Here is a 26,092-nt window from a genome sequence, read left to right on the forward strand (position 1 = left end):
ATGCAACATGCGCCGCGCGTCAATCAACAAACGCTTGTCAGCGTCAATCAACATCGGCATCATCAACCTCGCCGCGACATTCTCATCTTGTTTGTCGCGCGTCTCTCATCCAGATTGTCGCGCCACATAGTTCGCCGGAACGTGCAAGGGCTCGGGGGCGCCGATCGACAGATTGTCCGGGTCAATGACCTCAGGCGTGCGCGGCGGATCGAACCGCAGCGCACCGGCGGGACTGCCGGGCCAGATCCACACGACACCATCCTGCTCGCGAACCGGAATCGCGCTGAGCCGCGCCTGGGGAGGAATCGGTTTGTCCGGTGCAGAAGGAATCGCCACACACTGGCCAGAGGTGTCATAGCACAAGCCGTGGTAAGCACATTCAAGCTGACCGTTGTCGAGCAGCCTGCTTTGCGACAACGGGAAACGTTTGTGACAGCAACGGTCATCGAAGGCCACGACGTCCCCGTTTTCCGCACGCCACATCACGATTGGACGGTTGACGATTTTGTGTCCCTGCAATTGTCCTGCGGGGAACTCTGACGAAAATCCGATCGGATACCAGCAATCCTTAACATATTCGAACGTACTCATGGCGAGCATTCTCTCCAGAAGAATGGAAAACGTGGTGCAGCCGGACACCGAACCGGTCTGCCGATTCAAGTTGGCTTGTGCTGCTGATCAGATATCGAGCACCAACGTCGGGCTCTTCGCACGGGCACAGCAGATCATCAGGAAGGCTTCCCGGTCTTCTTCGTCCAGCACTGTGTCGCGATGAAGCGGCTCGCCAGCGAGATAGCGGGTCATACAGGTCCCGCAGTAACCCTCGCAACACGATGTGTCGACTTCGACGCCATTGCATCGAAGCACGTCAACAATCGACTCACCGGGTCGCACTGTGAATGTTTTGTGAGAGCGGTGTAGCTCGACATCGAAGGGAACGTCTTCGTCCCTGTCGCTTTTCGAAGCGCTGTCTGGACGGGTGTCCATGGCAGCACCCGCGGAAAACCGCTCGCAGTGTCGTGTTGCTGGTGGCCAGTGCACGGTGGCTGCCTCGATGGCATCCATCAGACGGCCGGGGCCGCAGTAGTAGAGGTGCGTGCCCGGCATGTACTGTCTGAGTATCGACACGAGGTCGAGACCGTTTCGCGGATCGCCGTTGTCAAAGTGAACCGACACGTCACCGCTGTCGATGAGCGGCTTCAGTTCGTCGAGGAATGCTGCGCGCTGCGCAGAGCGCGCGCAATAGTAAACATGGAAGGCTTCGCCACGCCGCTGCACCTCGGCGATCATCGCCATGACCGGCGTGATTCCGATCCCCCCTGCGACGAAGACATGCCGGCGGGCTGACGTCGAGAGCGCGAAATGGTTGCGTGGCTGCGAAATCCTGAGCTTCTGGCCTGCACGCAGTTCGTCATGCATGGCTATCGAGCCACCACGGCCCTGCGGATCACGTAACACCGCGATCACATAGCGATTGCGCTCACCCGGTGGATTGCATAGGGAATACTGACGTATTGCGCCGTCCGGGAGGTGCACGTCAATATGAGACCCGGCCGTGAATTCAGGCAAGGGCCGTCCGTCTGCACTTGTGAACTCGAACGCGTTGACATCATCGGCGAGGGCCGTGATCGACTTCAGACACACTTCCAGTTTTTTGTGCCGCTCTTCGTCGGCGCGAACAGGGGCCTCCTCCCGCATGAGGACCTCTTCCATATCTTCCTCCTTATCTCGCAGCAACAATCATCACGAGCCACTGCTTGTGGGACTCGTCCGCTTGGCTTGAGGAAAGATTAGGCGCGCCGACGCATTAACTCAAACGAGTAATTTGCGCGGAAAAACATCAAGAATCTTGATCCAAGTGGCGCGGTGCGCAAAACCGGCGTGCCCGTTCGGTTATACGAATCCGTCAGGGCGATCGATATGCTGAAAATCGCTGACCTCGCGCGCGAGTTCAGCGATCGCCCTTGGAAGCGAATACGAATGGCCGGCCGGGCAGGCGGCTATGAACTCGACGGGATCGAGAGGATTCTTCACGTTGACAATGGCAAGCCTGCCCTGTTCGATCTCCTGCCTGTAAGACCGCACTGGCAGATATGAGACCCCCATGCCGGCCATCGTCATCGACGCTGCCACGGCCACACTCTTACAGCGCGCGAGGTATCGACAACGGGCATGTTCGCTCATGAACCAGTCCTCGAGCGCTGCATAGTGAAATGACGACTCCTTCATTCCGATGATGGGATATTCAGCAAGTTCATGCGGACTGTATGTTTGATCGCCCAGCCCGAGCGAAGGGACGGCCATCCATTGAAAGTCCACTGTTCCCAGCGATAGCGTGGACAGATCCGGCGTGCGGGTGTGTCCGGGTGCGAGGACGAGCTCGAGCTCTGCCTGGTGCAGACTCGCCATCAGTTCAGCGGTCAACGCTTCTTCGATCTCGAGCCGCACATTCGGATATCGTTCAGCGATCACGGTGATCAGACGAGGCAGCCAGGTTGTCGTGACGACTTCCGCGACGCCAAAGCGCACGACGCCAGATATCGCTTCGGGTGCACCGATACGGTGTTCAAGCTCTGTCGACAGATCAAGAATCCGACTCGCATAATCCATCAGTTCCCGGCCTTTAGGCGTGAGGCGCGCTGCGCGATGGGTGCGGTCAAAGAGTTCGACGCACAACGCACGCTCCAATTCGCGCACGCGCATCGAGACTGCGGATTGGGTTGCATGCAGACGCTCGGCTGCTGCAGCGAAGCTGCCGAGTTTGACTGTCCAGAAGAAAGTCTCCAACTGCTGCAGGGTCATGACGTCGTCACCTCACCCGTTCTGAGAGCGAATTGCGCAGAAGTTTAAAGTGTCTCTCTCAATGCGTCTGCAATGGAATCCCCTGATCAACTCGCCTGTCCACGATATCCCCGCTTCCGCCTGCACATCCGCTTCGGGTAAACGATCGGGATTCAACGTGGTGCGGCATTCATAGTCGATGCCGCTTTTCATCAGCGCTTGCTGGCGCTCGAATGCGGCGTCTTTCGCGTGTCCGCGGTTGCAGATGTGGCTTATCGGCCAGGACTGAGAACAGCAGGATCCTTCAGCGCCGCGTCGATCTTGGCGATGTAGCTTGCGCCGCTCGGATTGTTCGGGTTGTCATTGCCCGACACGTAATACGAGAGGCCTTGCTCCAGGCCTCCATGGTCCGCTATGCGCTGGGCGAGATTCGAAGCGGCCATGCGCAACTGAATCGTAGGGCTGTCCTTGTACTGATCGAAGGTCACCACCTGGCTGCCGACGCGTGCGTTGCCGGGGCCGCCATTCGCCCACTCGCGGCCATCGAGATATTTGCGCGAGATTTGCCCCAGACCGACCGAGGTGTTGTTGTCGGCCGCTCGGTCGAGGTCGCCCTCCTGATGCAGCGCTTTCTGATAGCCCTGGCTGAATGCCCCGGATTCCACTTGCAGCTGTGCGCGAAATACGTTCGGATCCAGACCGTACTCCTTGGCCGTCTCGTCGACTGCCCGGCCGAAATCAGCCTGATTCTTGATCTGAGCGTCCTTTTGCTTTTCGTCGCCGCGCAGCACGGGCATGAACTTGGGATGAACCGTCGCCTGAGCTTGTGCGACGCTGGTGGTATCGGTGACGAGGCGAGTGCTCGGCGTGCCGGATGCAGGTTTGCTGGACGGGAGCGACCCATCCAAACTCGCGCTTCGCGCGGTCTTCGGCGCGCCTTGATTCGTGTCATGCGCCTCGAAGCGATTGGGGGTGTCGAGCTTGTTGGGCGCTTCGTGCTCGCGATCCGCATGGTTGGGATGCGAATGCCGGTGATGCGCTCCGTGGTGACCTTCGTCGCCGCCTGCTTGGTTAGGTGACATCTGCCTGAGCATGCTCTGGAGCTGCGCTTCCACCGTGGCAAGCAGAGCCTCCGTTTTCTTCAGTGAGCTGGCATCGACCGGGCCTTCATGATTGAACGACGTTGGCGCTGTACCCTCGACGCGACCATTGATAACCGACATGATGATTCCTCTCCCGCCTGTTGATGGATTGCGCACACCGTATCGCTTTCGGGGTGTGACGCCGCTGAATCCATGCTAAGAGGCGTGAGCCGCAATCTCCGGCGCAAGGTGCGAATTCGCGATGCCGCCGGCGAAGTCGATCCGCGAGGGCACCAGCACGCCGGGATTGCGAGCGGATACGGCGTAGCCGGCGGGCCAGTATCGGTTCAGTTCGGCCAGCACAGCATGCTTCACGGCGTTGTCTCCATGCTGCCCGACGATATAAGTGGTGCGCCGATCCAGATTGCCGGCGGCGGCGTGATAGTGCAGCAGGGCAACGGCGAGCGTGGACGCGATCCCGCGCGGCCGATCTGATCTCGGCGGATTGGCGCAGACATGGTCCTCGTGGAAGTCGAGTGCATTGGCGGCCGCGTCGTAACCGGCTTGCGGCGTGAACACGCCGTCTGCTATTGCGTCATCGATGAGCCGACGCGCTTGCTCGGCGCGGCCGGCGCCCGCGTACGCCGAAATGACGGCGCTGTAGGTCGCCGCGTTGGGCCGCGTCGGCGCGCCGTTCGCGGCAAGGCGCCGCGCGTCTGCCAGCAACGCATGCGCTTGCTCAGGACGGCCGCCTTTCGCGCAGGCCACGATCGCCGCGTTATATGCAACGATGTCCGGCCGGATCGAGGGGTCGCGAGCAGCGATATCGTTCAGTTCAGCCAGCAAGGCCGTAGCACGATCCACGAGGCCAGCCTTGCCGCAAGCGGCAATAGCCGCGCTGTAGGTCACGACATTCGGGCCCATCGACGAATCGTGCCGCGCAAGCGCCTTGAGCTCGTCGAAGAGCGCGAGCGCATCGTCGGCCCGCCCCGCCTTCGCACAGGCTGCGATGGTGGCGCTATAGGTGACCACCGAGGGGCGCATCGATGGAGTGCGTTGGGCGCGCGCCTTGAGTTCGTCGAGCAACGCGAGCGCATCGTCGGCGCGGCCCGCCTTCTCGCACGCGGAAATCGCCGCACTGTAACTGACGACATTCGGCTGGATCGGCAGGCGCTTCAATTCGCCGAGCAATGTCAACGCTTCGTCGGCCAAGCCGGCGTTTTCGCAGGCGGAGATGGCGGCGTTGTAGCTCGTCACCGTCGGCCGCATCGACGAATCGCGCTCGCCCAGACGTTTGAGCTTGTCGAGCAGCGCGAGCGCTTGCCGGGGCCGGCCGCCGTTTCCGCACGCGGAAATGGCCGAGTTGTAGGTAATGGGGTCGACGTGTATCGACGGATTCGCGCGTGCAAAGCGCTCGAGTTCGTCGAGGAGCCGAAGCGCGTCATCCGCGCGCCCCGCATTGCCGCATGCGCAAATCGCGGAGTTGTATGTGATCGCATTGAGCCGGACAGGCTCGCCGCGCGCCGCACGGGTCTTCACTTCGTGCAGCAAAGCCAGCGCTTCCTCTGCCAGTCCTGCGTTGGCGCATGCGGAGATCGCCGCGTTGTAGACGATTTCGTTGGGCCGCATCGCCGGGTCTCTTTCACCGATGCGTTGGAGTTCGTGCAATAGCGCCAGTGCTTCGCCCGCGCGGCCCGCTTTCGCACAAGCGGAAATCGCGGCACCGTAACTGACGATGCTCGGGCGTAGCGCCGGATCGGCTTCGGCACGTTGCTTCAATTCGTCGAGCAGGGCGAGCGCCTTGTCGGGCTGCCCCGCGTTGCCGGAAGCCGAAATCGCCGCGTTATAGGTGAACAGATCCATCCGCATGGACGGATCGTGCCTGCCGAGCTTGCCGAGTTCGGCAATCAGCGCGAGCGCTTCGTCGGAGCGCCCCGCCTTGCCGCAGGCCGATATCGCCGCGTTATAAGTGATGAGGCTCGGACGGATGCCCGCATCCTTGACGGCCGTGAAAAGGCGCATCGTCGTAGCGAAGCTGCCGCCGCGCTTGAGCAGCGATGCCGTGACCTTTTGCACCTCGAGCGCCGATCGCTTGCCGCTGCGGTAGGCGTCGATGATGGCTTTGTTCGAGCGCGTATCGGCGCCGTCGAATTTCGCGTCATCTGTGTCGCGTCCGCTCGCATCGATCGAGGCTGGGGCCGATGGAGGCGAAGCGAGCGACGCACGCGGGCGAATATCGAGCTGCGACCGGTTCGATTGGGAGCGGGCAGGCGCATCCGTCTCTGCGGATCGGGCATTGTTTCGCAACCGGAGCGTGCCGCGCGATGCGGCGCCGTCGGTTGCACGGGGCTCGATATCGCCGGTCGGGCTCGGCGTCCGCGCGAGGACGAGCGTGCCGTTCGCACCGCGGCGGCCCTGCGCGGTCGATGCGACGGCACCGGGCGTGCCGGCTGAGGGCACGTTGGCCCGCATCCGCTGCCCGCCTTCCACGCCCCGATTCGGCGCCGCCTGTCCATCGTTGAGAACGGTGAGCAGCCCATCCGTCCGTGTGAGGCGGCTCGTTGACGATTCTCGTTGCGGTTCGTTCCGCGATGCAGAGTCGGGTGGCGAATTGCCGGTCTGGGTGACCGGTGCGCCGGCAATTCTCGAAAGACTCATTGACTCGTTCCGCGGATGCAAAGCCACAATCGGGCCGGAAGGGTGGACACGCGAGAGCGTCGCGCTTTCGCAATTGCGCAAGCGCGATTTCGGCGGGTTTCCCCGACCCAGGTCTCCGAGATTACAGGCCGGTGCTCAGCGAGAAGATGGGGCCGGCGAAAAAGCGGCGCCACGAGCGAAACTGTGCCGGGAGCCGCGCAGATGCGGCCCCGTTCGGCGCACTCAGCGATCCTCCTGAAGAGCAACTGCCAGAGCGGGCGCGGCCCTTCGCCATGCCGCCGGGAGCCGGCAGCGGACAGCGATTCGACGTCGGCGGAGGGCAACGAACTCGGTGCCGCAAGTCTGCCGCCGCGGCGCGCGGCGCGCAGATAGACGCTCTCCGCGATGCTGCCATATTCGCTTGCGGACACCGAATGCGTCGGGCGGGCGACACCGCTGCCTACATTTGAACCAGCGGCAGGGGTTCGTTCGCCGTCCACCGCGGACGCAAAGGATTCGCCCGCTGTCGACAGACGCGAAGCAAGGCGACCCAACGAGGCGTTGCTCGAAAGACTGCGCTGCGAGCTCGACGTCGACGATTGCCTATCGTTGCGCTCGGGCGCGGTATAAGTCGAGTGAAAGCTCGAAGTGTTGCTGATGCTGCTTGGCATGATAAGTGGCCTTTTGTGTTGCAGAGAGAGGGGCTGCGCGACGCTGCGCTCAATCGATTTTGAATATCGACATCATCTGTTCGAACAGGTCCATGGCGGTTGATGCCGCGGGTTCCGAATCAGTGCGCGGCGGACTGGACCAGGCGTAGCTGCTGTAATCCCGTGCCTCCGGGTCCGTGCCGATTCCACCGGATGCCCACGGCGCGCTGCCTTAGGGTGTCGCATCCGGATCGGATTCGGTTTCGTCTTGCACCGGCGGTGTCGACGCAACCCAGGGCGGCATGCTCGCCGCTAGAGGTGCGGTTTTCGTCGTGGAAGTCGATGCTGCCCACGCTGGCGGCCCCCAGGTCTCGCGCGTTTGCTCATTGGCTTCAAGCCGGGGGCACATGGCCTCGGCCCAAGGCGGCAAGCGAGCGGAAGCCGGCAACAAGCCCGCGGTGTTCGCGATTGGCCCCGGCACAGGCATCCGTTTACTGCGGATCCGGCCACGTTGTCGTTGCCGCCTGCTTCGGAGCCCGAACGCAGTTACGCCGAAACACTCGAAAGGCGAATCGCTCGGCGGCGGCGAACGCGACCTAACCTTGCCTCGCAAATCCCTCGGTCTACCGATTCGTGACGGCGTTTCGGCGTTTCGGTGGCGCGTAAGCGCGCTGGCGCCCCTTTGGGGCGCCAGCCAACTGCCGTCCCCAAGGGGCAGAGGTTCCAGTACGCGTATCGCGCCCAGCTCAGGGCGTGATCTTTGCTGTCGACAGCAACCATCCCAGCGAAGCGCTATACCAGAGCGGCGCCGTGACTTCGAGATTGATGTCGTGTCCCGAAGCCGGAACGACGAACGACGTCACGCTGGGGCTCGCGCTGTAATACGGCCGCTCGGCGCTTTGCAGCGACGCGGAGGTCGAACAATCGGCGGCGCCGTTGCCGCAAAAAATCACGTCGTCTTGTCCGTCCACGATGAGAATCGGCACGTTGATGAAGGCCGAATAATACGTCGCCGAACCTTGGGCGGTTGCAAATACGCCGTTGAGCTCAGTTTGCGTAGCCGTCTGCTTCGTCTTTTCATCGAGCTGAACGACGTTCGGATCGGTCGTCGCCGGGTAATAGAACATCGCGTTGCGTGCACCGGGCCGCGTGGTCAGATAGCCGGCGTCGAGCCCGAGGTTTTGAAACGCGGGGTCTTGCTGCGCCGGGTAGATGTCCTGCGAAAGGATGGTGCCGATCGTCGAACTCATCTTGTGTGCAATGCCGGTCAGGATGACGGCATCGACATCGCGATATTGGCCGGCTTCGACCCACGACGTATAGGATCCGAGCGAATGGCCGGCGAGAACGACATGCTTGAACGTATAGCCGTTGATCTGACCTTGCCGTAACGCTTGCACCAGCTCGTGCGCGACATAACCGTTCGAGTTGACCGAGATATCGGTGCTCACCGGGTGGGAACTGAGCCCGTCGCCGATCCGGTCATAGACGAATACGGCGTAGCCCGCGTTCGTCATGAAGTTGCGATACGAATAGACCTGGGGGATATACGGCCAATCCCAGTAGTTGTGATCGTACGTGGCTCCGTGCACGGTCAGGATGACCGAATTCGCTTGACCCGATGCCGGCAGGCAGAGCTTGCCGGAAACCGAATAGGCCTTGGGCCCACCCTCGGCCAGCGCTACGGGTACCGTGACGGGCTGGCAGGTCGTCGCAGCGCTCGCCTGGGCGGACGCGTTATCGCAAACGAACGATGACAGGCCGAGTGACGCAATCGCAATGAGCAATTTCGATGCGCGGGACAAGCGCTTTCCGGCGCGCCTTGCGGCTTTCCCAATCGGCGTTGTTTTCATCATGTTTGACCTCTTTCGAAGAAAGGTGAAGACGAGCGACGATATGCGCTGCGCGGCGAACTGCTGCGTGCAACGCTCGAAGCGCGTCGGAAGATCGGATCGGTCCGTTTTGTAACGAATGTGAATGCCGCGGCGGGGCGCCGCGTTCGCGACAGCGGCGGCCGGACCGGAGCCTATGGTAGACAGGCACCTCTGTCCCGGCGACGCTGATCCTCGTAGAACGGACGCCGTTGAATCGCCTTCACCACGCCAGTTGTATGCGGTGTTCCCGAGCCGCATAAATTGCCAAATCGCGACGCATTGACGATCGGTTAAAGATCGGACGAATGTCGCCGTTAAAGACGTTGGACGATGCGCCGCCAATCGCGCGACGACGCTGCAATTCGGACTTGACGAATGGCTTACGGGAAAAAACGATGCTCCGGGGGATACTGAAAACGATCGTCGTGCTGGCGTGTTCCTGTACGCTCGGCGCATCGGCGAACGGGGCGGACACAATCGCGCCGGCGCCCGGTTTGTTGCAATCCCCGGAGCGGGCGGCCGGTATCGTGTCCGAGCATCAGCGCGACAGTTATCGGTCGGTTCTCGATGCTTATCGCGCCGGGCTTGTGCAGCATCCGCATGATGTGGCGCTTGCAGTGGCGCAATGCGGGTTCATTCAACGCTTCGCGTGGTCGGAAGACCTGGAGTGGAGCGATGCGGCAGCGAAGGATTTCACCGCCTGCCAGCATATGCTCGACGAGCGCTTTCCAGGTCAACCCGAGGTTGCTCTTTTCGTGCTGGAGCATCGTTACGGCAAAGATGCGCTTGCTTACGGCGAGCCGTTGCTCGCGCACTCCTCGGAATGGACTCCGGCGCAGCGTACGCGGCTTCATGCGGCGCTTTCGCGCGCCTATTCGGCAGTGAAAGACGCGAAGCACGCGGGCGAGCAAGCGCTGCGCACGGTCGAACTCGATCCGTCGAACCCGTGCCTCGTCGAGGCGCTGCGCTATCTCGTGCGCTCGAGGCGCACTGACGAGGCGCAGCGGATGCTGGCCAGTGCGCCTGTCACGAAGACGATCTGGCTCGAAGCCCAACGCATCAATACGGCGGCTGAACTGTTCCCGGGGGCGCAGGCACGCGACGAACTCATGCGTGCCAGACACGCCGGCTTGAAGATCGATGCCTATACGTCGGCGCGCGCGTTGTTTCGGGCAGGCGACGTGGCAAGCGCGGAGGCGGCGCTTGTCGCAGAAAAGCAGCCATCGAAATTCATGACACCGCAGAACCGACAGATTCGACTCGATGTTGCGTTCAATGCGGGCAACTCGCTCGCGGCGGCCGATCTTTTGCGCGACGAATACGACCGCACGCACCGAGCGATGCCGCTCGTCTCTGCCTACGCGCGCTTGCTCGATCTTTCGCCGAAGATGCTGATGCGCGCCGATCTCTTGCCGCTCGCCGGCGCGTTGATTGTGTACACGGTCCTGCTGGTTGCCGCACCAGGTCTGCTGTTGTTTCCTGCTCACTATCGCGGCCTCCTGCGCGCACGGGCAAAAAAGGTCAGCGAGCCGCTTTTCGGGCGCATCGGTTTGCGGCATGCGTGGTGGGCTTTGTCGTCGATGTATTTTGCGCTGTATGTGTTCGGCGGATTTCGCGTGGGTACCGCATCGCTATCGCCGGCTCACGGCACGGTGCTGCGCGACGGCTGGCAACAGGGCGTAGCGAGCTCGTACATCTGGTCGCTCGCCGTCATGGCGCTCGGTCTCGCATGGGTGGCAGTGCGCTTTTCGTGGCGCGAGTGGCTCGGCAGCGGCGAATGGAAAAAAGCCTGGTTCGTCCCGCCCGCGCTCTATCTCGGGTGGAGCCTATTGACGTTCGTCGTCAGCCATCACTCGATGCCGGCCGGCGGTCCCGGTGTCGGCTGGCAATTGGCATTCATTACGGGCGCGCATTCGATAGGCGGTCTGGCGCTGCCATTGCTGATCTTTGCGGTGGCCGTGCCCATTATCGAGGAACTGATTTTTCGGGGTTGCCTGCTCGGAGGATTGTCCCGCCATATCAGCTTCGGGTGGGCCAACGTCATGCAGGCCGCGCTTTTTGCGGCGCTTCATCAGGATATGTCACATTTCGTGCAACGCTTCGTCCTTGCGCTGATCGCCGGATGGTTAGTGAGGAAAACTAAAGGACTTGCGATGCCGATCGCCATGCATGGCGTTGTCAACATGTTCTTCGTATTGGCTGTTGTCCGGAACCTCTGAATGCCAAGCTTTCGTTTCGTAATGAAAGCCGAACAACCGTAGGGAAGACCGAAGGGCAGAAAAAACACGTTTGCGCTTTCGCTGCACAATCCGGCCACTCGAACGCGGATAACGGTCCGCTTGATGGGAGGTCGCAGATGAGCGAAGTTAGCCGCATAAGGGGTGGTCAAGAGCACTCCGTCGTATCGGGCCCGCAAGCGGACGAGAAATCCGATTCGAAGGCTTCGGTTCGATCGATACGAGGAAGGCTTGGCGAAATCGCGTCGAAAGCTCGACCGATAGCGTCCGCAGTTACTGGGGCAGCGGCGGACGCCGCAACGGCGGCACGACGATCGGCAACATGGAGAAATGCATCCGACCGGCTGACAATGGCGGCGCATCGTCCTTTGACGGCGGCGTCCGATGCGGCCTGGATCGGACGATTGCCGGGCGGTCAGCGTGTTAGAAGCGCGCTGACGCAGGCCGCTGAAAAAGCGGCTGTCGCACGTGCAATGGGTCCCAATCTAAAGACTCTGCTCGGCGACATCAATCCGCTCGACGCGGCGATCGACACCCACCAGCGCGAACAAATGCTAAGCGCGATAAAGAATCTGGGTTTGAGGGCGGAAATCGCAGTTGTCGACGAGAACGGCCAATTGAGCCCGGCAGACAGCAAAGTCTTCGAACAGATTTACATGGAAAACTTCCCGGCCGCCGAGGCAGTTCCGGTCAAGACGATCCAGGCGGCAATGTCAAATCGAAAGGCGGCCGGCACGGAACTGGACGGCAAGCGTTTCACGCTCTGCTACACGGGCAAGCTGCCGGGGGAACCCGAAGACAAGCGCCGGCCACTCGCATTCGCGCAAGGCGGCACGCTCGATGCCGGCGAAAACGGCATGGTCAGTTTTGCCGAGTATCTTGCCGTCCAGGACGACTTTCGCGGCCATGGCATGCTGCATGTGATGCTGGGCTTCGTCAACGCATCGGCGATGGCCGCGGTCGCGAAGCATAATCAAACGACGGGCGAAAACAATGCAATGCTGGGAGCAGTGTGGGAAATCGATCCGAAGGGGCGCGGCGAGATTGCGGAGGACCGCCTCTATACGATTCAACGCAACCGGATTTATGACCGTGCCGGCGCGCTAGTCGTCATGGGGCAAACGAACGATGAGCGACTCGTACCAGTGCACGCGCAGCCCGATGTGACACCTGACGGCAATACCGGCAATTGGCATCTGCATTTTGTCTACCGTCCCAACCCCGGCAGCCCTGCATTCGACAAGGACGCACTCGTGGCCGCCAGCCGGAGCTACGACGACTATTTCCGTGACTGGGCGGCAACCGGCCAGCCGGGCGTTGACGAAGCCAAGATCGTCGAAGCGGCCCGGTATAAGGATGAGTCACATGCAGGGTTCGAAGAAGTCGCGCTGATGAAGCCGAGCGATGCGCCGAGCGACTGGGACATGTCACGCGATGATCCGCTCGTCGCCCAGATCGTCGCGGAAGGATTCGGACTTGTTCGCGGGGATGGGTCAAGCTACAGCGACGCGGATTTCGCGAATCCGACTATCAGGAACGAGATCGCCGATCGTGCGGCGGCCGCCTTTGCGCGCGAACTCGAGGAGGCGAACGCGGCCGCGGAGGCCAAGTAAAAAGGCCGCGGCCCGTCCCACGGGCCGCACTCTGGTTGGTGCAATGGGGCCGATAGCTTCCGCCAATGCGATTGATATTGACAATCAAATTCACGGATCGATAGCTTCGCGTCATACTGCACTCACTTTCCAACCCAACCAGAGGATTTACGCGAAATGTCGATCATCAACAGCCAAGTCAAGCCGTTCAAGGCCACCGCCTACCACAATGGCGACTTCGTGACGGTCACGGACGAGACGTTCAAAGGCAAGTGGTCCGTCGTTTTCTTCTACCCGGCCGATTTCACATTTGTCTGCCCGACCGAGCTTGGCGATCTGGCTGATCGTTATGCCGAATTCCAGAAGCTCGGCGTCGAAATCTACAGCGTCTCGACGGACACGCACTTCACGCACAAGGCGTGGCACGACACGTCGGACACGATCGCCAAGATCAAATATCCGATGATCGCGGATCCGACGCGTGCGATTGCGCAAAACTTCGATGTCCTCATCGAAGAAGAAGGTCTGGCATTGCGTGGCACCTTCGTCATCAACCCCGAAGGCCAAATCAAGCTGTGCGAAGTCCATGACAACGGTATCGGCCGCGATGCAGGGGAACTGCTGCGCAAGGTGCAAGCTGCGCAATACATCGCGGCTCATCCGGGCGAAGTCTGCCCCGCGAAGTGGACGCCCGGCGCCGAAACGCTGACCCCGTCGCTCGATCTCGTCGGCAAGATCTAAGCCTTTCCCGCCCGGCTGATGCGGCGCCCTCTGCGCGATGGCGCCGCGTGCAGCCTGCCTCTTTCCGCCCCATTCGACATACCGGATAAGCCATGCTCGACGCCAATCTCAAGACCCAACTGAAAACGTATTTGGACAAAGTCACGCGGCCTATCGAGATTGTCGCATCGGTCGACGACTCGGCCAAATCGCAAGAGCTGCTCGCGCTATTGCGCGAGATCGCCACGCTGACCGAACGCGTCGCCGTCATCGAACGGCGTGACGACGACGAACGCAAACCGTCGTTTTCGATCTGTGAGCCCGGCAAGGCCGCCGGCATCCGGTTCGCCGGCATTCCAATGGGGCACGAATTCACGTCGCTCGTGCTCGCGCTGCTTCAAGTGGGCGGCCACCCCATCAAGCTCGAACAAGCGGTGATCGACCAAATCCGCGAGCTCGACGGCGATTACACGTTCGAAACGTATTTCTCGCTGAGCTGCCAGAACTGTCCGGAGGTGGTGCAAGCGCTGAACGTCATGGCGCTCATCAATCCGCGTATCCGTCATATCGCGATCGATGGTGCGCTGTTTCAGGACGAAGTCGAGTCGCGCCAGATCATGGCCGTACCCACGATGTTCCTCAACGGTGAGGTATTCGGGCAAGGCCGTAGCGGTGTCAAGGAAATTCTCGCCAAGCTCGACGGCAACGCCGGCGCGAAGGCCGCCAAGGCGCTCGAAACCAAGCCTGTTTTCGATATGCTCATCGTCGGTGGCGGCCCCGCGGGCGCCGCTGCCGCGATTTATGCCGCGCGCAAAGGTATCGCGACGGGTGTCGCGGCCGAGCGCTTCGGTGGTCAGGTACTCGATACGCTCGCCATCGAGAATTTCGTTTCGGTGCGGGAAACGGAAGGCCCGAAGTTTGCCGTCGCGCTGGAAGAGCACGTGAAGCACTATGAAGTCGACATCATGGACGCGCAGCGGGCGCAGGCGCTCGTGCCCGGCGAAATCAACGAAATTCATCTGGCCAACGGTGCGGTGCTGAAGGCGAGGACTGTCGTGTTGGCCACGGGAGCGCGCTGGCGCGAAATCGGTGTGCCGGGCGAGCGCGAGTATCGCAATCGCGGTGTGGCGTACTGTCCGCACTGCGATGGTCCGCTCTTCAAAGGTAAGCGCGTGGCCGTCATCGGTGGTGGCAATTCGGGTGTCGAAGCGGCGATCGATCTCGCCGGCATCGTGCGGGAAGTCACGTTGCTGGAATACGGCGAAACGCTGCGCGCGGACGAAGTGCTGCAACGCAAGCTGCGCAGCCTTTCGAACGTGACGGTCGTGACGCGGGCGCAGACGACGCAGATCGAAGGCGCCGGCAAGAAAGTGACGGCGCTCAGCTATAACGACTTGCGTTCGACCGAGACGAGGCGCATCGAACTCGAAGGCGTGTTCGTGCAGATCGGACTCGTTCCGAACACCGAATGGTTGAAGGGAACCATCGAGCTTTCTTCGCACGGCGAAATCGTAGTCGATGCGAAAGGCGCGACGTCGCTGCCGGGCGTGTTCGCGGCCGGTGACGTTACGACGACCCCGTTCAAGCAGATCGTGATTGCCGTCGGCGAAGGGGCCAAAGCGTCGTTGGGTGCTTTCGATTACCTGATTCGCAGCGGCACGGGGCAGCCGATCAGCGTGCCTGCGAATCGGGAAGCCGAAGCCGCGCTTGCTTGAGGCGGGTTCGAAAACCGCAAGAGCGAAAACGAACGGCGGGCACCGCTCCATTCGAGCGATGCCCGCCGTTCGTCGTTCAGCGTTTATCGGGCCGCTTGTCGCCAGGTACCGTTTTCAGCTCCAGTCATCCATATCGTGCTTGATCGCATGACGGTTGGCGATCAGCGTCTCGACGCTCGGCTCGTTCGACATGGCGCGTTGGATGGCGAGCTTGGTTGCTTCGTAGTTTGTGCGATACATATCCTTCTTGTCCAAGTCCGGATCCGTCACGCACCGTGGATCGATCCAGACGAGGCTGATGATGCATAGCTCGTTGGCCTGATCTTTCGGCAAAATGCCTTCGATCAGGCAATCGACGACGGCATCCGCGGTGGCCGATTGCACGACGCCGCCGAAAAGCTCGATGGTTGCCATATCCTTCAACGTCACCTTCGGGACCATGATCGTGGCCGGACGCACCATTTGGTTGCAGGCTCGAATGGCGAACATCGCCGTATGGCCTTTCGTTTGGGCCATCATATTGGCGAAGGCGTGCCCGACCGGGCCGTCGACGCGGCCGATCAAAATCTCGGGCATCGCATCGGTGGCCTGGCCCGGCGCCGCGAACACGGTAGCTTCGCCCGCGCGAAAGGTCATATCAATGGACATGGGAATCGACTCCTTATGAAAGTGCTGCGATAAACGATTGAATATTCGTATTCCGGCAATCGAAGGGGGCGGTGAATGCAATGTTGATGCCGGCTGTGGAAGGGCCGCCGCGGGCCCCCGCTGGCGTTTGTCGCGGGAGCAAAGTGTCAGCGTTCCGATACATAGTGATCCGTCGTGGCCGGACTCGGGTTGCCGCTATTGCCCGATGAGGTGGAGCACGATATCGCGCGTATGCGGTTGCCGCCGGTGTTCGAACACGTAGATGCCTTGCCAGCTGCCCAGCACGAGCCGGCCGTTTTCGAGTGGAACGGCCAACTGGACTTGTGTCAGCGCGGTGCGCAGATGTGCCGGCATGTCGTCCGGGCCCTCCGTGTCATGCTCGTACCGGTTCGGGTCTTCGGGCGCGACGGTCTCGAAATAGCGCTCGAGATCGCGGCGCACCGAAGGATCTGCATTTTCCTGTATGAGCAGCGAGGCCGAAGTATGGCGGCAAAAAACGGTGAGCAAGCCGTTGTCGATCGGTTGGCGATCGACGAACTCGCTAACCTCCGTCGTGATCTCGACGAGTCCTCGGCGGTGCGTGCCGACATGCAGATGTTCGAGGGCTTGGCGCATTTGGGGTTCCTCCGGAACGGCAGTTCCTGCACAACGGAACCAAAGGTAACATGCTCTTGCGAAGAACTCGCAACCCAACAGAGGAGTCAATAAGCGAATGGAAATTGCGATACGGGACGCGATACCCGCCGATGCGTCCGTCATCCTCGGCTTCATCAAGGAATTGGCAACTTACGAGAAGGCTGCGGATCAGGTCGTTGCCACGGTCGAGTCGATCCGGGGCGGCCTTTTCGGCGACGGCGCACACATTCATGCGCGCATCTGCGAAGTGGATGGCGAGCCTGCTGGCTTTGCCCTTTACTTCTTTTCTTTTTCGACATGGCAGGGACGCAAAGGCCTGTACCTGGAGGATCTTTACGTCACACCGCGCTTTCGCGGCGCGGGCGCCGGCAAACACTTGCTGCACGATCTCGCCAGAATTGCCGTCGCTACGGGATGCGGACGTTTCGAATGGAGCGTGCTCGATTGGAACGAACCGGCCATTCGGTTCTATGAATCCGTTGGCGCGAAACCGCAGAGCGAATGGGTCCGCTATCGCTTGACCGGCGACGCATTGCAAGCATTTGCGGACGACCGCGAGATTAAGGTCGATTGAGGGCTGCGCCGTTCTGCGCGCGTTATCCCCTGCGTCGAATCAGTCACTTTCGGCATGCAGCAATTGCCTGCTGCAACGCATTCTGCCCGGAAGGATTTTGAAAAAATGCTTCGAAGCTGGCATGCGCGTCGTTCGAGGCGCGCGTGCGGCAACGGGCCTCCTCTGCAGGCGTGATCGACGAGGATGCGTATAGGGTCACGGCTATCGACCCGACCAGAGACAGCGTCACGCAAATGCCGATGGTCCAACGCCACGCTTGACGGTGTGCGATCTCGAGCGGGCGCGGCGCAGAGGCCGGGCAATACCAATCGGGCAGCGACATGGGGACTCCGTGCTTGTTCGAGCGCAATGCGGTCAGCTGATTTTCTCCGGATGGGTAAAATAGTGAAAGTTGAAATTCGCAACGGCGAAATTCAGATTCGACAAACATCCACCGGGAGGCCGATGTGCGAGAAATCAGTCTCGATCGACTGCGTACACTGGTTGCCATCGCCGATTGCGGCTCTTTCGCCGAAGCAGCCCGCAAGCTACATCTCGCGCCGCCGACCGTCAGCCTCCATATTACGGAACTCGAAGAACGGATCGGTGCGCCGCTGCTTCTGCGAAAACGCGCACAAGTGCGTCCGTCGGCAATTGGGGAGACGCTTCTCAAGTACGCGCGGCGCTTGTTGGAAGAAGCGGAGCATGCGCTGGAGGATGTTCGGCGCCAGGTGCAGGGACTTGGCGGACGCGTGCGACTCGGCGCTTCCACCGGTGCCATCGCTTATCTCTTGCCGCAGGCTCTCGAGGCACTGGCCCGCGATCATCCGGGCGTCGACGTCCAGGTGGCCGTGCAGACTTCGCAGGAAACGCTGAGCGGCTTGTCGCGTGGCGCGCTCGATATCGGTCTCGTGGCGTTGCCGCAGACGCCCGTGCCGGGCCTGAGCGTCAAGCCCTGGCGGCGCGACCCGGTCATGGCGTTCATGCCGGCTCATTGGGAGCCGCCGGCGCGTGTATCGGCGCAGTGGCTTGCCGCGCAACCGCTGATTCTCAACGACGCCTCTACACGGCTATCGCGTCTTACCAACGAGTGGTTCGCCGCTGCCGGTCAGCGGCCCGCGCCGCGCATCGAATTGAACTTCACTGACGCCATCAAGAGCCTTGTCGCGGCGGGATACGGTGCCGCACTGCTGCCGCACGAGCGGACGGCGCCGTCGCCGGACCCGCGCGTGACGATGCGCCCGTTACGTCCACCGCTGTGGCGGCAATTGGGCATCGCACATCGCGCTGGCGAACTCGACCGGCCGACGCAGCTTGTCCTCGATGCTCTGTGGCGCTTGCGGCTCAATCGCAAATGAAACGGGGAACGAAGCGGCCTGCTGCGGGCAGCATGCCGCTTGCCAAGTCATGCGCGTCAACCCACCGGCGTTTCGCCTTCGCCCGGCTTCTTGCCTGGCTTGTCGGCGGGTGACTGCTTGCGTGCCGCATCGCCGCGTTCGGGCATTTTGCTGCGCGCGTCGTCGTTATGGTGCGCGGGTTTCGGGTGCTTGAAATCGGCCTGCTGGGTATCGTTGCTCGTCTGATTCATGGTGTGCTCCGTTCGGTCGTCCAGCGCGAAAAAGCCAGCAAATCGCGCGCCTGAGCCAACATGCGGTAGGGCGCGGTTCCGACAGACCAAAGTCGATTCGCCCCCGAAATAATCGGTGATAAAGCGGTAATGAACTGCTCGTCGTTTCTTAAGGTTGGTCGACTATCCTGAAAGCGCCACTTTTCGAGTGCCACTTGGCCCGTGGCCGAAACTACGGAGGTATGTCGATCATGAACGGTTTATTCCGTACTGTCGTTCTCTCGTCCGCGCTTGCGCTGCCTGCATTCGCGCTCGCACAGCAAGCCAACGGTCCGGTGACGCGGGATCAGGTTCGCAATGACCTGCGTCAGTTAGAGGAAGCGGGCTATAGTCCTGCTGCCGGCGAAAACGCCCAGTACCCGAACGATATCCAAGCCGCCGAAGCACGCGCGCAGGGCAACGCTCAGACCGGCATTGGCGGTACGACGAGCGGCACGTCGCAATCCGGACGCTCGATGGAGCCTGCTCCGGAACCAGCTCAGCCTTCGACAATGCAGCCACCGCAGTAATCGCGGAACATGCGTTGACCTGACCTCGTCCACGGCCAGGTGCCGCGCTCCCAAGCGCGTGCAACCTGGTCTCTTCACACGTGCCGCTCGTTCGGCCATCGAAAACACAAAAGTTGCGTTCGACGGAATTCCTCCTTGCCAGGTGTCATCGAATCGCAAGCCCCCGCCTCGATACCCGCTCCTTTTTGAATCTGACAAATTGAAAGAATGGAAAGAATAGGAGACGCCCTCAATTGAGCATTGTTTACGATTGAGCGTCTTGACAAAATCAAACCGGAAATCTAGTTTCATTACCGTTGAATAGAAGTCGGATACTCCTAAAAATGGTAGTGAAGTAATAGCAGCCTCTGATTCGCGTAGAAATGCTGATTTAATCGGTAAGTGCTCGTATTTTTTATTGAAAATGACGGGCTGGAAATCGGCTTGTCTGTTGTCCGCCGTCGGCCCGTTCAACCATGAAGGACAGACATGAGACCGGACCTCAGCTGTAGCGCCAGTTGCGCGGGCCGCCAGGGACACTTCATCTGGCTCGGCGCGTTGGTGGTGGCAACGACGATTCTCTCAGCCTGTGGCGGCGGAGATGGCGGGTCATCCGCGGCATCGAGTGCAATGCACGCGAGCGCAGGCGCAAGCCAGCTCGCCAACCAGGCGCAGACGGCGAATCAGCCCTATACCGATCCAATTGCCTATTCACCGCATGCGAAAGACGGCCTCGGCGTGTCGCAAGTCGCTGAGAAATCCGCTGTCATGCATTATCAATGGACGTCCGGCGGCAAGACGCTCAATTACACGACGACCACGGGCCATTTGACCGCGTCCGATGCGAATGGCAAGCCCGAAGCGACCATGTCATACGTGGCGTATACCGTGCCGAGCACGAACGGCGCGCCGCGCCCTGTGACGTTCTTCTATAACGGCGGGCCGGGCTCTTCGTCGATCTGGCTGCGGCTCGGATCGTTCGCGCCGACGCGTGTCGCCACCCCGGACCCCCTGCTGACGAACTGGCCCAACTATCCGCTCGTCAATAACGAGCAAAGTCTGATCGATACGACCGATATGGTCTTCATCGACCCCCCCGGTACGGGTCTGTCCGAGGCTATCTTGCCGAACACGAATCAAACGTTCTGGGGTTGCGATTCCGATGTCGGCGTCATGCGTGATTTCATCAGGCGTTACCTGACTGTGAACGATCGTGGCGATTCGCCCCTTTATCTCTACGGCGAGTCGTACGGGACCCCGCGCACCGATATGCTCGCGCTCGCGCTGGAATCGGCTGGCGTGCATCTGTCGGGCATCGTGCTCCAGTCGTCGATTCTGAATTACTTCGCCGATGCAATCGAAGCGGTGGCGATCACCGGTTCGGCGAGCGCGCTCGCGCTCGACACTGACACGTTGAGCGGGTATCTGCCCGCTTATGCGGAAGTGGCGGCCTACTACAATCAGGTCCAGCCCGCGCCTGTCGATCCCGGCGTCTATGCCTGGCAAGTCGCGACGTTCGTGACCGGCGAATATCGGCACTTCCGCAAATACGCGCAGACGTGGGTGCTCAGCCAACTGGGCATTCCCGACGCGCTCGGCAAGCCCGTGCTGCCGAGTCAGAGCGTCCTGTCGTCGTGGACCTGGAGCTCCGGCATGACGATGCAGGCGTTGAACGGCTATTTCAATCTGGACCCGTTCTTCACGGCGTTGTTGCCCGGCACGACGATCGGGCGTTACGACGGACGCGTGTCGCTGCCGAACTCCGATCCGCGCCTGCAAGCCGATTCCGACCCGTCCGATATTCTCATTGCGCAGCCGTTCGCGAATGCGCTGGCAACGCAGATGCCGGACTACCTTGGCTATAGTGCGCCGAACGCGACGTTCATGCCGCTCAACGACGAGATCATCCAGGTGTGGGATTTCTCGCACGACGGCCAGCCGCTGCCGGACACGGTGCCAGATCTGCTTGCCGCGCTGACGCTCAATCCGCAGCTGAAAGTGCTCGCCGTCAACGGCTACCACGATCTCGCCACGCCGTTCTTCAATACGGAGAAGCAGCTGGCCCGCCTACAGTCGGTGCCGGGCCTGTTTCCCAATCTGCAGGTGACGTTCTATCCTGGGGGGCATATGACCTATCTGGACGACACGGCGCGTCCGCAGATGAAGGCGCAACTGGCCGATTTTTATCAGGGGCAGTGGATTCCGGGCGCGCTCGGCCTCTGGATGTTGCCTCCGCCATGGCGCGACGAGGCGCCGGCCGGCACGCCGACCGAGACCGCGCAGACTTCGGCACTCTAGCCCGCGATCGCGGTCAATTCGGACACTTATCTATCGAGAGCTCAACATGTCTCCAATCGATATCCGACGTGGCGCTGTCCTGATCGCCGTTTGCCTGGCGGCAGCCAGTGCCCAGGCGGCACCTCAGGCCGTCGCTCCGGTCACACCCGCGCATCCAGGCGGCGGCGTGGACGGCCCGTATTTCCCGCGCGCGCGCGTCGCACCCGTCGCGCCGTCGACGGGTGCCCTGCTGCAGCAGCAGGCCCAACAGCGGCTCGAAGCGCGCCTCGGTGCGAATTCGGCGCTCAGCAACGGCGCGGCCATCACCAAAGCCCAGGCGCAGCAAAACGGGCTGGGATACATCGCCCGGCACTTCGATGAAATCGACACCGCGCATACCGGGCGCGTTTCATTGAGCGACGTGCGGCAATATCTGCAGCAAAAACAGCAGCATCAGTGATCGATGCCCGGCGCGGCGACGCCCGCAGTTCACGCGCCGCCGCGCTGCGATTCGATCAATGCGCGAAGCGACAGGCGCTGCCGCCCATCGGCATCGAAGTTCTCCGGTGCGAGCCAGTGCTCGAAAGCTGCCTTGATGGCAGGCCATTCTCGATCGATGATCGAAAACCAGGCCGTATCGCGCGAACGGCCCTTATAGACGATCGCTTGGCGAAAACAGCCTTCGTACTGGAAGCCATAACGTAGCGCGGCAGCGCGCGACGGTGCATTCAGACTGTCGCACTTCCATTCGAAGCGGCGGTAGCCGAGTTCGTCGAAGACACGCCGCATCAGCAGGTACATCGCCTCGGTGGCCAGGGTCGTTTGTTTCAGCCGCGGCGAATACGCCACGTGCCCGACTTCGATGACGCCATTCGCGCAGTCGATGCGCATCAGCGCGAACGTGCCGAGTGCCTCGTTCGATGCGCGATCGACGATGGCATGATGCAGCGCGTCCGTGCTGGCCGCGTTCCGCTCGAGGTATGCCCGCAAACGCGCTTCATCGGTGAGCGGCTCGGCGTTCGCCATGTAGGTCCAATCGCGCGTATCGGGCGCCATGCTGAACGAACGCCACAGCGCGGGGCCATGGCGATCGACGTCGAGCGGCTCGATCCGACACAGGCGCCCCTCGATCGGCGTGCGCGGCGGCTGCTCGCGCGGTGTCCAGCCGGGCACCGGCGGACCGATCGGCTGATCGAACTCATTGAGAATCGGTGAGGCATCGCATGTCGGGCTCATTGTTTCTTCTCCTGGTCCTTGCGCGTTTCCGAGGGCAGTATTCATGCGCGCGCCGCCTCGTGCCAGTCGAGTACGTAACGGGGCGTCTCGCCCGGTGAGGCCGCGGCGATTGGCGCGCGCGGTGCGAGCGCCAAGGGCAGTACACCAGCCCATACGGGCAACGCCAGATCTTCCTCGTCGTCGTTCGGGCCGCCCGTGCGGACCTTGCACGACGCTTCGTCGAGCGCGATACGCAGCACCGTGGTGGCTGCCAGTTCCTTCGCATTGCCGGGGCGCGCATGTCGCGATCGCCCCGGGGCGAGCGTTTCCATGAACGCATCGAGTGTGGCGGCCTTTTGCGATTCGGCCACGACCTCGAATACACCATAGATGATCGCGCACCGGTAGTTCATCGAATGATTGAACGCCGAGCGCGCGAGGACGAGCCCGTCCAGATGCATGACGGTGATGCACACCTGTGCTCCGTCGGCCGCGAGTTTGAGCATGCGGCTGCCGTTCGAACCATGCACATATAGATGGTTGCCCTCTCGCCAGCATGCGGTGGGAATGTTGTGCACGCCCTCCGAATCGGCGAAGGCAATATGGCAGACGTAGGCATCGTCGACGATCGCCTCGAGCGTGGCGCGATCGTATCGGCCCCGTTGCGGTACGCGCCTCACGCGCGTGCGGGCAGAGCTTGGCGAATTCGTTTCTTCGGCGGACATCGTTGCCTCGTTGTGGTTCCAAAAACGCCAAGCGTAGAAAAAACGTGGCACCATGGCTAGACCCACGAAACGACGATATTTTGGGGCCACGATTCGACGCCACCGATGGAGCCGCGATGGACTACGTGTTGATGTTCGCCGAATACGCACGCGAAGTGCAAGGGCGTGCGCACGCCCATCAGTCCAGGCAGCAGCGGCTTTACGCGTGCTTGCGAGCCGCGATTTTGCGCGGGACGATCGCGCCTGGAACGCGGCTTCCCGCATCGCGCGTGCTTGCACAGGAACTCGGCGTCGCGAGAAATTCCGTCCTTTACGCCTATGAACAACTGGCGGCAGAGGGCTTCGTCGCGGGCTCGCGGCAGGGCACGCTGGTAGCGGATGTCGGGCTGACACCGCAAGCGGAGGCAATCGAGCATGACGAGGGCACGCCGCGGTTATCGCGCCGCGCGTCCAACATCGGCCGTCCGGCGGACGATCATTCGGAGATCGATGGGGAGCCTCGTGCGTTCGTCCCCGGGCTGCCGGCGCTCGATGCATTTCCGATACGGCAATGGCGGCGTTGCCTGGAGCATGCGTGGCGCAGCGTCGATTCAACGCGCCTCGATTTCATGTCGGCCGGCGGTAACGTTGCGCTGCGCGAAGCCATTGCCAACTACGTACGGATCTCGCGCGGCGTGCGTTGCGATGCGGCGCACGTGGTCATTACCGATGGAACACAAAGCAGCCTCGATCTTTGCGCACGCACGCTTGCCGATGCGGGCGATACCGCGTGGATGGAAGACCCCGGCTACGGCGGCGCACAGGCGGCATTCCAGTGCGCGGATCTGCGGGTCGTGCCGGTCCCGGTCGATGCGGACGGACTCGCGCCGCCGCCCGCGTTATGGCGCGCGGCGTCGCCGAAGCTCATCTACATTACGCCGTCACATCAGTATCCGCTCGGTTCGGTCATGAGCCTCGAGCGTCGGCTGATGCTGTTGCAGGCGGCCAGCGCTTGCGGCGCATGGATCCTCGAGGACGACTACGACAGCGAGTTTCGTCACCACGGTACGCCGCTCGCGTCGTTGCAGGGTTTGGCACCCGACGCGCCGGTCATTTATCTCGGCACGTTCAGCAAGGTGATGTTTCCGGCGCTCAGGATCGCGTTCATCGTCGCTCCGCCTGTACTCGCGCATCAATTGGTCAAAGTGGCGAGCCGCTTGATGCCGATGGGCCGGCTTGCAGAGCAGATCGCGCTTGCCGAGTTCATCGACTCGGGATATTTCACGCAGCATCTGCGGCGGATGCGCAAGCTCTATGGTGAGCGGCGCGAGGCTTTGCTGGATGCATTGCATCGTCATATGAGCGGCTTGCTGACCGTCTCGGCGGGCGCGGGAGGCATGCATTTGTCGGCGCGGCTCGATGTGCCTGTCGACGATATTGCCGTCAGCGAGGCGGCACGCGCGCATCGCCTGACGTTGCGGCCGCTTTCGCCGTTCTGTATCGATGCGGTGGCACGCGCGGATTACCGCGGACTGGTGCTGGGCTACGGCGCGCTGGATGCACGGCACACGGACGCCGCGGTGCGGCGTATGCGGGGTGTAATCGAAGCGATGGCGCGCGGTACCTGAGAGCGAGTCGATTCCGCGCGCCGATGCTCACGACGCGTTTTGCGCGGCCTGAATCATTTTCCAACCGTTGCCGGCAGGATCGCGGAATCCGGCATCCACGCTGCCGAAGCGGTCCATCGGCTCTTGCGTGAATTCCACGCCGAGGGCATGGAGCTTGGCGTAGCTGGCGTGGCAATCGGTTACCGAGAGCACCAGGGGCGGCATGGCGCCCTTGGCGACCATCGCGCGCAACGTCCGTGCGGTGGCTTCGTCGTGGATGGGCGGCCCCGGCGTGAAAAGACCCAATTGGAACGAAGGCTGATCCGGATGTTGGACGGTGAGCCAGCGATAGGGCCCGTTGCGCACGTCCGTATGGACGCGAAATCCGAGTTTGCCGACGTAAAAGGCTAGCGCTTCGTCCTGGTCATCGACGTACAAGCCTACGACGTTGATACCTTCGTTCATTCGACCTCCTTGGGTTCTTTGGATGATGGCCGAACTGTATCGGTGGCCATACGGCGACGCTTCTCCAAAACTGCGATGGTGAGGTCGGGGCGCTGCGCGGCTTTCAGTACGCAAGCGGGCACGCGGTCGAGCGCATGTACATCGGCCCGCGCCTCCAGGCGCAGCGCGCCGGGGCTCTGGCCGGTGATATCGCGGAAGGTGCGGCCGAAAGTACCGAGGCTCTCCCAGCCCGTAGCGAAGGCGATTTCCGTGATGTCGAGATCGGTGTCGCGCAGCAGCGTAACGGCCTGCTCGATGCGCCGCGTCAGCAGATAACGGTGCGGCGGAAGACCGAACGCGCGCTTGAACGAGCGCGCGAAGTGCGCTTCGGAGATGGCACTGATTTCGGCCAAACGCTTGATCGGCCAAGCCTCGTGCGAGGCGGCATCCATCCGGTCTTTGGCACGCAGCAGGCGGCGAAGCAAGGCCGGGTCTTCCAATGGCTCGGCGTCGGCCGACGCCTGAGCCGAAGCCGGCGATCTCGCGCGGGCGTTTTCTCGAAGAGGCATAAGCTCCGTCTCTTTGCGACCGAAATGCGGGTAGTT

General features: G+C 61.8%; 24 protein-coding genes. 10 read left to right on the top strand and 14 right to left on the bottom strand.

The window, feature by feature from the left end; all coding sequences use genetic code 11:
• Positions 1 to 105: 105 nt before the first annotated feature.
• The 6 genes from GWC77_RS10905 to GWC77_RS10930 form a co-directional block, all read right to left on the bottom strand.
• Positions 106 to 660: a Rieske 2Fe-2S domain-containing protein gene (locus GWC77_RS10905; protein ID WP_254366904.1), complete on the bottom strand. Its 555-nt coding sequence runs from the start codon at positions 658 to 660 to the stop codon at positions 106 to 108.
• 18 nt (positions 661 to 678) lie between these two features.
• Positions 679 to 1,713 (bottom strand): PDR/VanB family oxidoreductase, encoded by a 1,035-nt coding sequence (locus GWC77_RS10910; protein WP_173256923.1) that lies wholly within the window; start codon positions 1,711 to 1,713, stop codon positions 679 to 681.
• Positions 1,714 to 1,893: 180 nt separating this feature from the next.
• Complete coding sequence (locus tag GWC77_RS10915) at positions 1,894 to 2,802, bottom strand: LysR family transcriptional regulator (RefSeq protein WP_173256924.1); 909 nt, start codon at positions 2,800 to 2,802, stop codon at positions 1,894 to 1,896.
• Between the two features lie 251 nt (positions 2,803 to 3,053).
• Positions 3,054 to 4,004, bottom strand: a complete 951-nt coding sequence (locus GWC77_RS10920) for an FmdB family transcriptional regulator (RefSeq protein ID WP_173256925.1) — start codon at positions 4,002 to 4,004, stop codon at positions 3,054 to 3,056.
• A gap of 75 nt (positions 4,005 to 4,079) precedes the next feature.
• On the bottom strand, positions 4,080 to 6,521 hold the full coding sequence (locus GWC77_RS10925; RefSeq protein WP_173256926.1) for a hypothetical protein: 2,442 nt from the start codon (positions 6,519 to 6,521) through the stop codon (positions 4,080 to 4,082).
• A gap of 1,375 nt (positions 6,522 to 7,896) precedes the next feature.
• Positions 7,897 to 8,955: an alpha/beta hydrolase gene (locus GWC77_RS10930; protein ID WP_173256927.1), complete on the bottom strand. Its 1,059-nt coding sequence runs from the start codon at positions 8,953 to 8,955 to the stop codon at positions 7,897 to 7,899.
• Between the two features lie 464 nt (positions 8,956 to 9,419).
• On the opposite strand from GWC77_RS10930, the gene GWC77_RS10935 reads away from it, so the two are divergent.
• From GWC77_RS10935 to ahpF, 4 genes are all read left to right on the top strand, one after another.
• Positions 9,420 to 11,243, top strand: coding sequence for a CPBP family intramembrane glutamic endopeptidase (locus GWC77_RS10935; protein ID WP_173256928.1), 1,824 nt, complete (start codon positions 9,420 to 9,422; stop codon positions 11,241 to 11,243).
• A 368-nt stretch (positions 11,244 to 11,611) separates the two neighbouring features.
• Positions 11,612 to 12,874 (top strand): hypothetical protein, encoded by a 1,263-nt coding sequence (locus tag GWC77_RS10940; RefSeq protein WP_173256929.1) that lies wholly within the window; start codon positions 11,612 to 11,614, stop codon positions 12,872 to 12,874.
• Positions 12,875 to 13,030: 156 nt separating this feature from the next.
• On the top strand, positions 13,031 to 13,594 hold the full coding sequence (ahpC, locus tag GWC77_RS10945) for an alkyl hydroperoxide reductase subunit C (protein WP_173256930.1): 564 nt from the start codon (positions 13,031 to 13,033) through the stop codon (positions 13,592 to 13,594).
• A 92-nt stretch (positions 13,595 to 13,686) separates the two neighbouring features.
• On the top strand, positions 13,687 to 15,288 hold the full coding sequence (ahpF, locus tag GWC77_RS10950; RefSeq protein ID WP_173256931.1) for an alkyl hydroperoxide reductase subunit F: 1,602 nt from the start codon (positions 13,687 to 13,689) through the stop codon (positions 15,286 to 15,288).
• A 114-nt stretch (positions 15,289 to 15,402) separates the two neighbouring features.
• Here the strand turns inward: ahpF and fae are convergent, their stop codons facing one another.
• Both fae and GWC77_RS10960 read right to left on the bottom strand, forming a co-directional pair.
• The gene (gene fae, locus GWC77_RS10955) at positions 15,403 to 15,936 is read right to left on the bottom strand and encodes a formaldehyde-activating enzyme (RefSeq protein ID WP_173256932.1); all 534 of its coding nucleotides are present in this window, start codon (positions 15,934 to 15,936) and stop codon (positions 15,403 to 15,405) included.
• 195 nt (positions 15,937 to 16,131) lie between these two features.
• On the bottom strand, positions 16,132 to 16,551 hold the full coding sequence (locus GWC77_RS10960) for a secondary thiamine-phosphate synthase enzyme YjbQ (protein WP_173256933.1): 420 nt from the start codon (positions 16,549 to 16,551) through the stop codon (positions 16,132 to 16,134).
• A 97-nt stretch (positions 16,552 to 16,648) separates the two neighbouring features.
• Here GWC77_RS10960 and GWC77_RS10965 point away from each other — a divergent pair, with 97 nt between their 5' ends.
• On the top strand, positions 16,649 to 17,146 hold the full coding sequence (locus tag GWC77_RS10965; RefSeq protein ID WP_173256934.1) for a GNAT family N-acetyltransferase: 498 nt from the start codon (positions 16,649 to 16,651) through the stop codon (positions 17,144 to 17,146).
• Between the two features lie 43 nt (positions 17,147 to 17,189).
• Here GWC77_RS10965 and GWC77_RS10970 read toward each other — a convergent pair whose 3' ends face one another.
• The gene (locus GWC77_RS10970) at positions 17,190 to 17,576 is read right to left on the bottom strand and encodes a hypothetical protein (RefSeq protein WP_173256935.1); all 387 of its coding nucleotides are present in this window, start codon (positions 17,574 to 17,576) and stop codon (positions 17,190 to 17,192) included.
• 16 nt (positions 17,577 to 17,592) lie between these two features.
• Here GWC77_RS10970 and GWC77_RS10975 point away from each other — a divergent pair, with 16 nt between their 5' ends.
• Positions 17,593 to 18,483: a LysR family transcriptional regulator gene (locus GWC77_RS10975; protein ID WP_173256936.1), complete on the top strand. Its 891-nt coding sequence runs from the start codon at positions 17,593 to 17,595 to the stop codon at positions 18,481 to 18,483.
• A gap of 56 nt (positions 18,484 to 18,539) precedes the next feature.
• Here the strand turns inward: GWC77_RS10975 and GWC77_RS10980 are convergent, their stop codons facing one another.
• A complete protein-coding gene (locus tag GWC77_RS10980; RefSeq protein ID WP_173256937.1) occupies positions 18,540 to 18,713 on the bottom strand; it encodes a hypothetical protein in 174 nt (57 codons plus the stop codon).
• 230 nt (positions 18,714 to 18,943) lie between these two features.
• Here GWC77_RS10980 and GWC77_RS10985 point away from each other — a divergent pair, with 230 nt between their 5' ends.
• The 3 genes from GWC77_RS10985 (at position 18,944) to GWC77_RS10995 (ending at position 21,977) form a co-directional block, all read left to right on the top strand.
• Complete coding sequence (locus tag GWC77_RS10985) at positions 18,944 to 19,261, top strand: DUF4148 domain-containing protein (protein ID WP_173256938.1); 318 nt, start codon at positions 18,944 to 18,946, stop codon at positions 19,259 to 19,261.
• Between the two features lie 468 nt (positions 19,262 to 19,729).
• The gene (locus GWC77_RS10990) at positions 19,730 to 21,538 is read left to right on the top strand and encodes a peptidase S10 (RefSeq protein ID WP_173256939.1); all 1,809 of its coding nucleotides are present in this window, start codon (positions 19,730 to 19,732) and stop codon (positions 21,536 to 21,538) included.
• Positions 21,539 to 21,584: 46 nt separating this feature from the next.
• Entirely contained in the window at positions 21,585 to 21,977 is a 393-nt protein-coding gene (locus GWC77_RS10995; protein WP_173256940.1) for a 2-oxoglutarate dehydrogenase, read from the top strand.
• Positions 21,978 to 22,006: 29 nt separating this feature from the next.
• Here the strand turns inward: GWC77_RS10995 and GWC77_RS11000 are convergent, their stop codons facing one another.
• Both GWC77_RS11000 and GWC77_RS11005 read right to left on the bottom strand, forming a co-directional pair.
• Positions 22,007 to 22,753 (bottom strand): GNAT family N-acetyltransferase, encoded by a 747-nt coding sequence (locus tag GWC77_RS11000; protein ID WP_254366905.1) that lies wholly within the window; start codon positions 22,751 to 22,753, stop codon positions 22,007 to 22,009.
• Positions 22,754 to 22,794: 41 nt separating this feature from the next.
• The gene (locus GWC77_RS11005) at positions 22,795 to 23,457 is read right to left on the bottom strand and encodes a pyridoxamine 5'-phosphate oxidase family protein (protein WP_173256942.1); all 663 of its coding nucleotides are present in this window, start codon (positions 23,455 to 23,457) and stop codon (positions 22,795 to 22,797) included.
• Positions 23,458 to 23,573: 116 nt separating this feature from the next.
• Between GWC77_RS11005 and GWC77_RS11010 the strand changes: the two genes are divergently transcribed.
• Entirely contained in the window at positions 23,574 to 25,064 is a 1,491-nt protein-coding gene (locus tag GWC77_RS11010) for a PLP-dependent aminotransferase family protein (protein ID WP_173256943.1), read from the top strand.
• A 27-nt stretch (positions 25,065 to 25,091) separates the two neighbouring features.
• On the opposite strand, the gene GWC77_RS11015 is transcribed toward GWC77_RS11010, so the two are convergent.
• Together GWC77_RS11015 and GWC77_RS11020 are read right to left on the bottom strand one after the other, a co-directional pair.
• Positions 25,092 to 25,508 (bottom strand): VOC family protein, encoded by a 417-nt coding sequence (locus tag GWC77_RS11015; RefSeq protein WP_173256944.1) that lies wholly within the window; start codon positions 25,506 to 25,508, stop codon positions 25,092 to 25,094.
• The gene (locus tag GWC77_RS11020) at positions 25,505 to 26,056 is read right to left on the bottom strand and encodes a helix-turn-helix transcriptional regulator (protein ID WP_173256945.1); all 552 of its coding nucleotides are present in this window, start codon (positions 26,054 to 26,056) and stop codon (positions 25,505 to 25,507) included. The genes GWC77_RS11015 and GWC77_RS11020 overlap by 4 nt, the downstream gene beginning before the upstream one ends.
• Between the last annotated feature and the right edge of the window lie 36 nt (positions 26,057 to 26,092).

Origin of the sequence: Paraburkholderia sp. NMBU_R16 (assembly GCF_013282575.1) — a bacterium.
In the GTDB taxonomy this organism is placed as follows: Bacteria; Pseudomonadota; Gammaproteobacteria; order Burkholderiales; family Burkholderiaceae; genus Trinickia.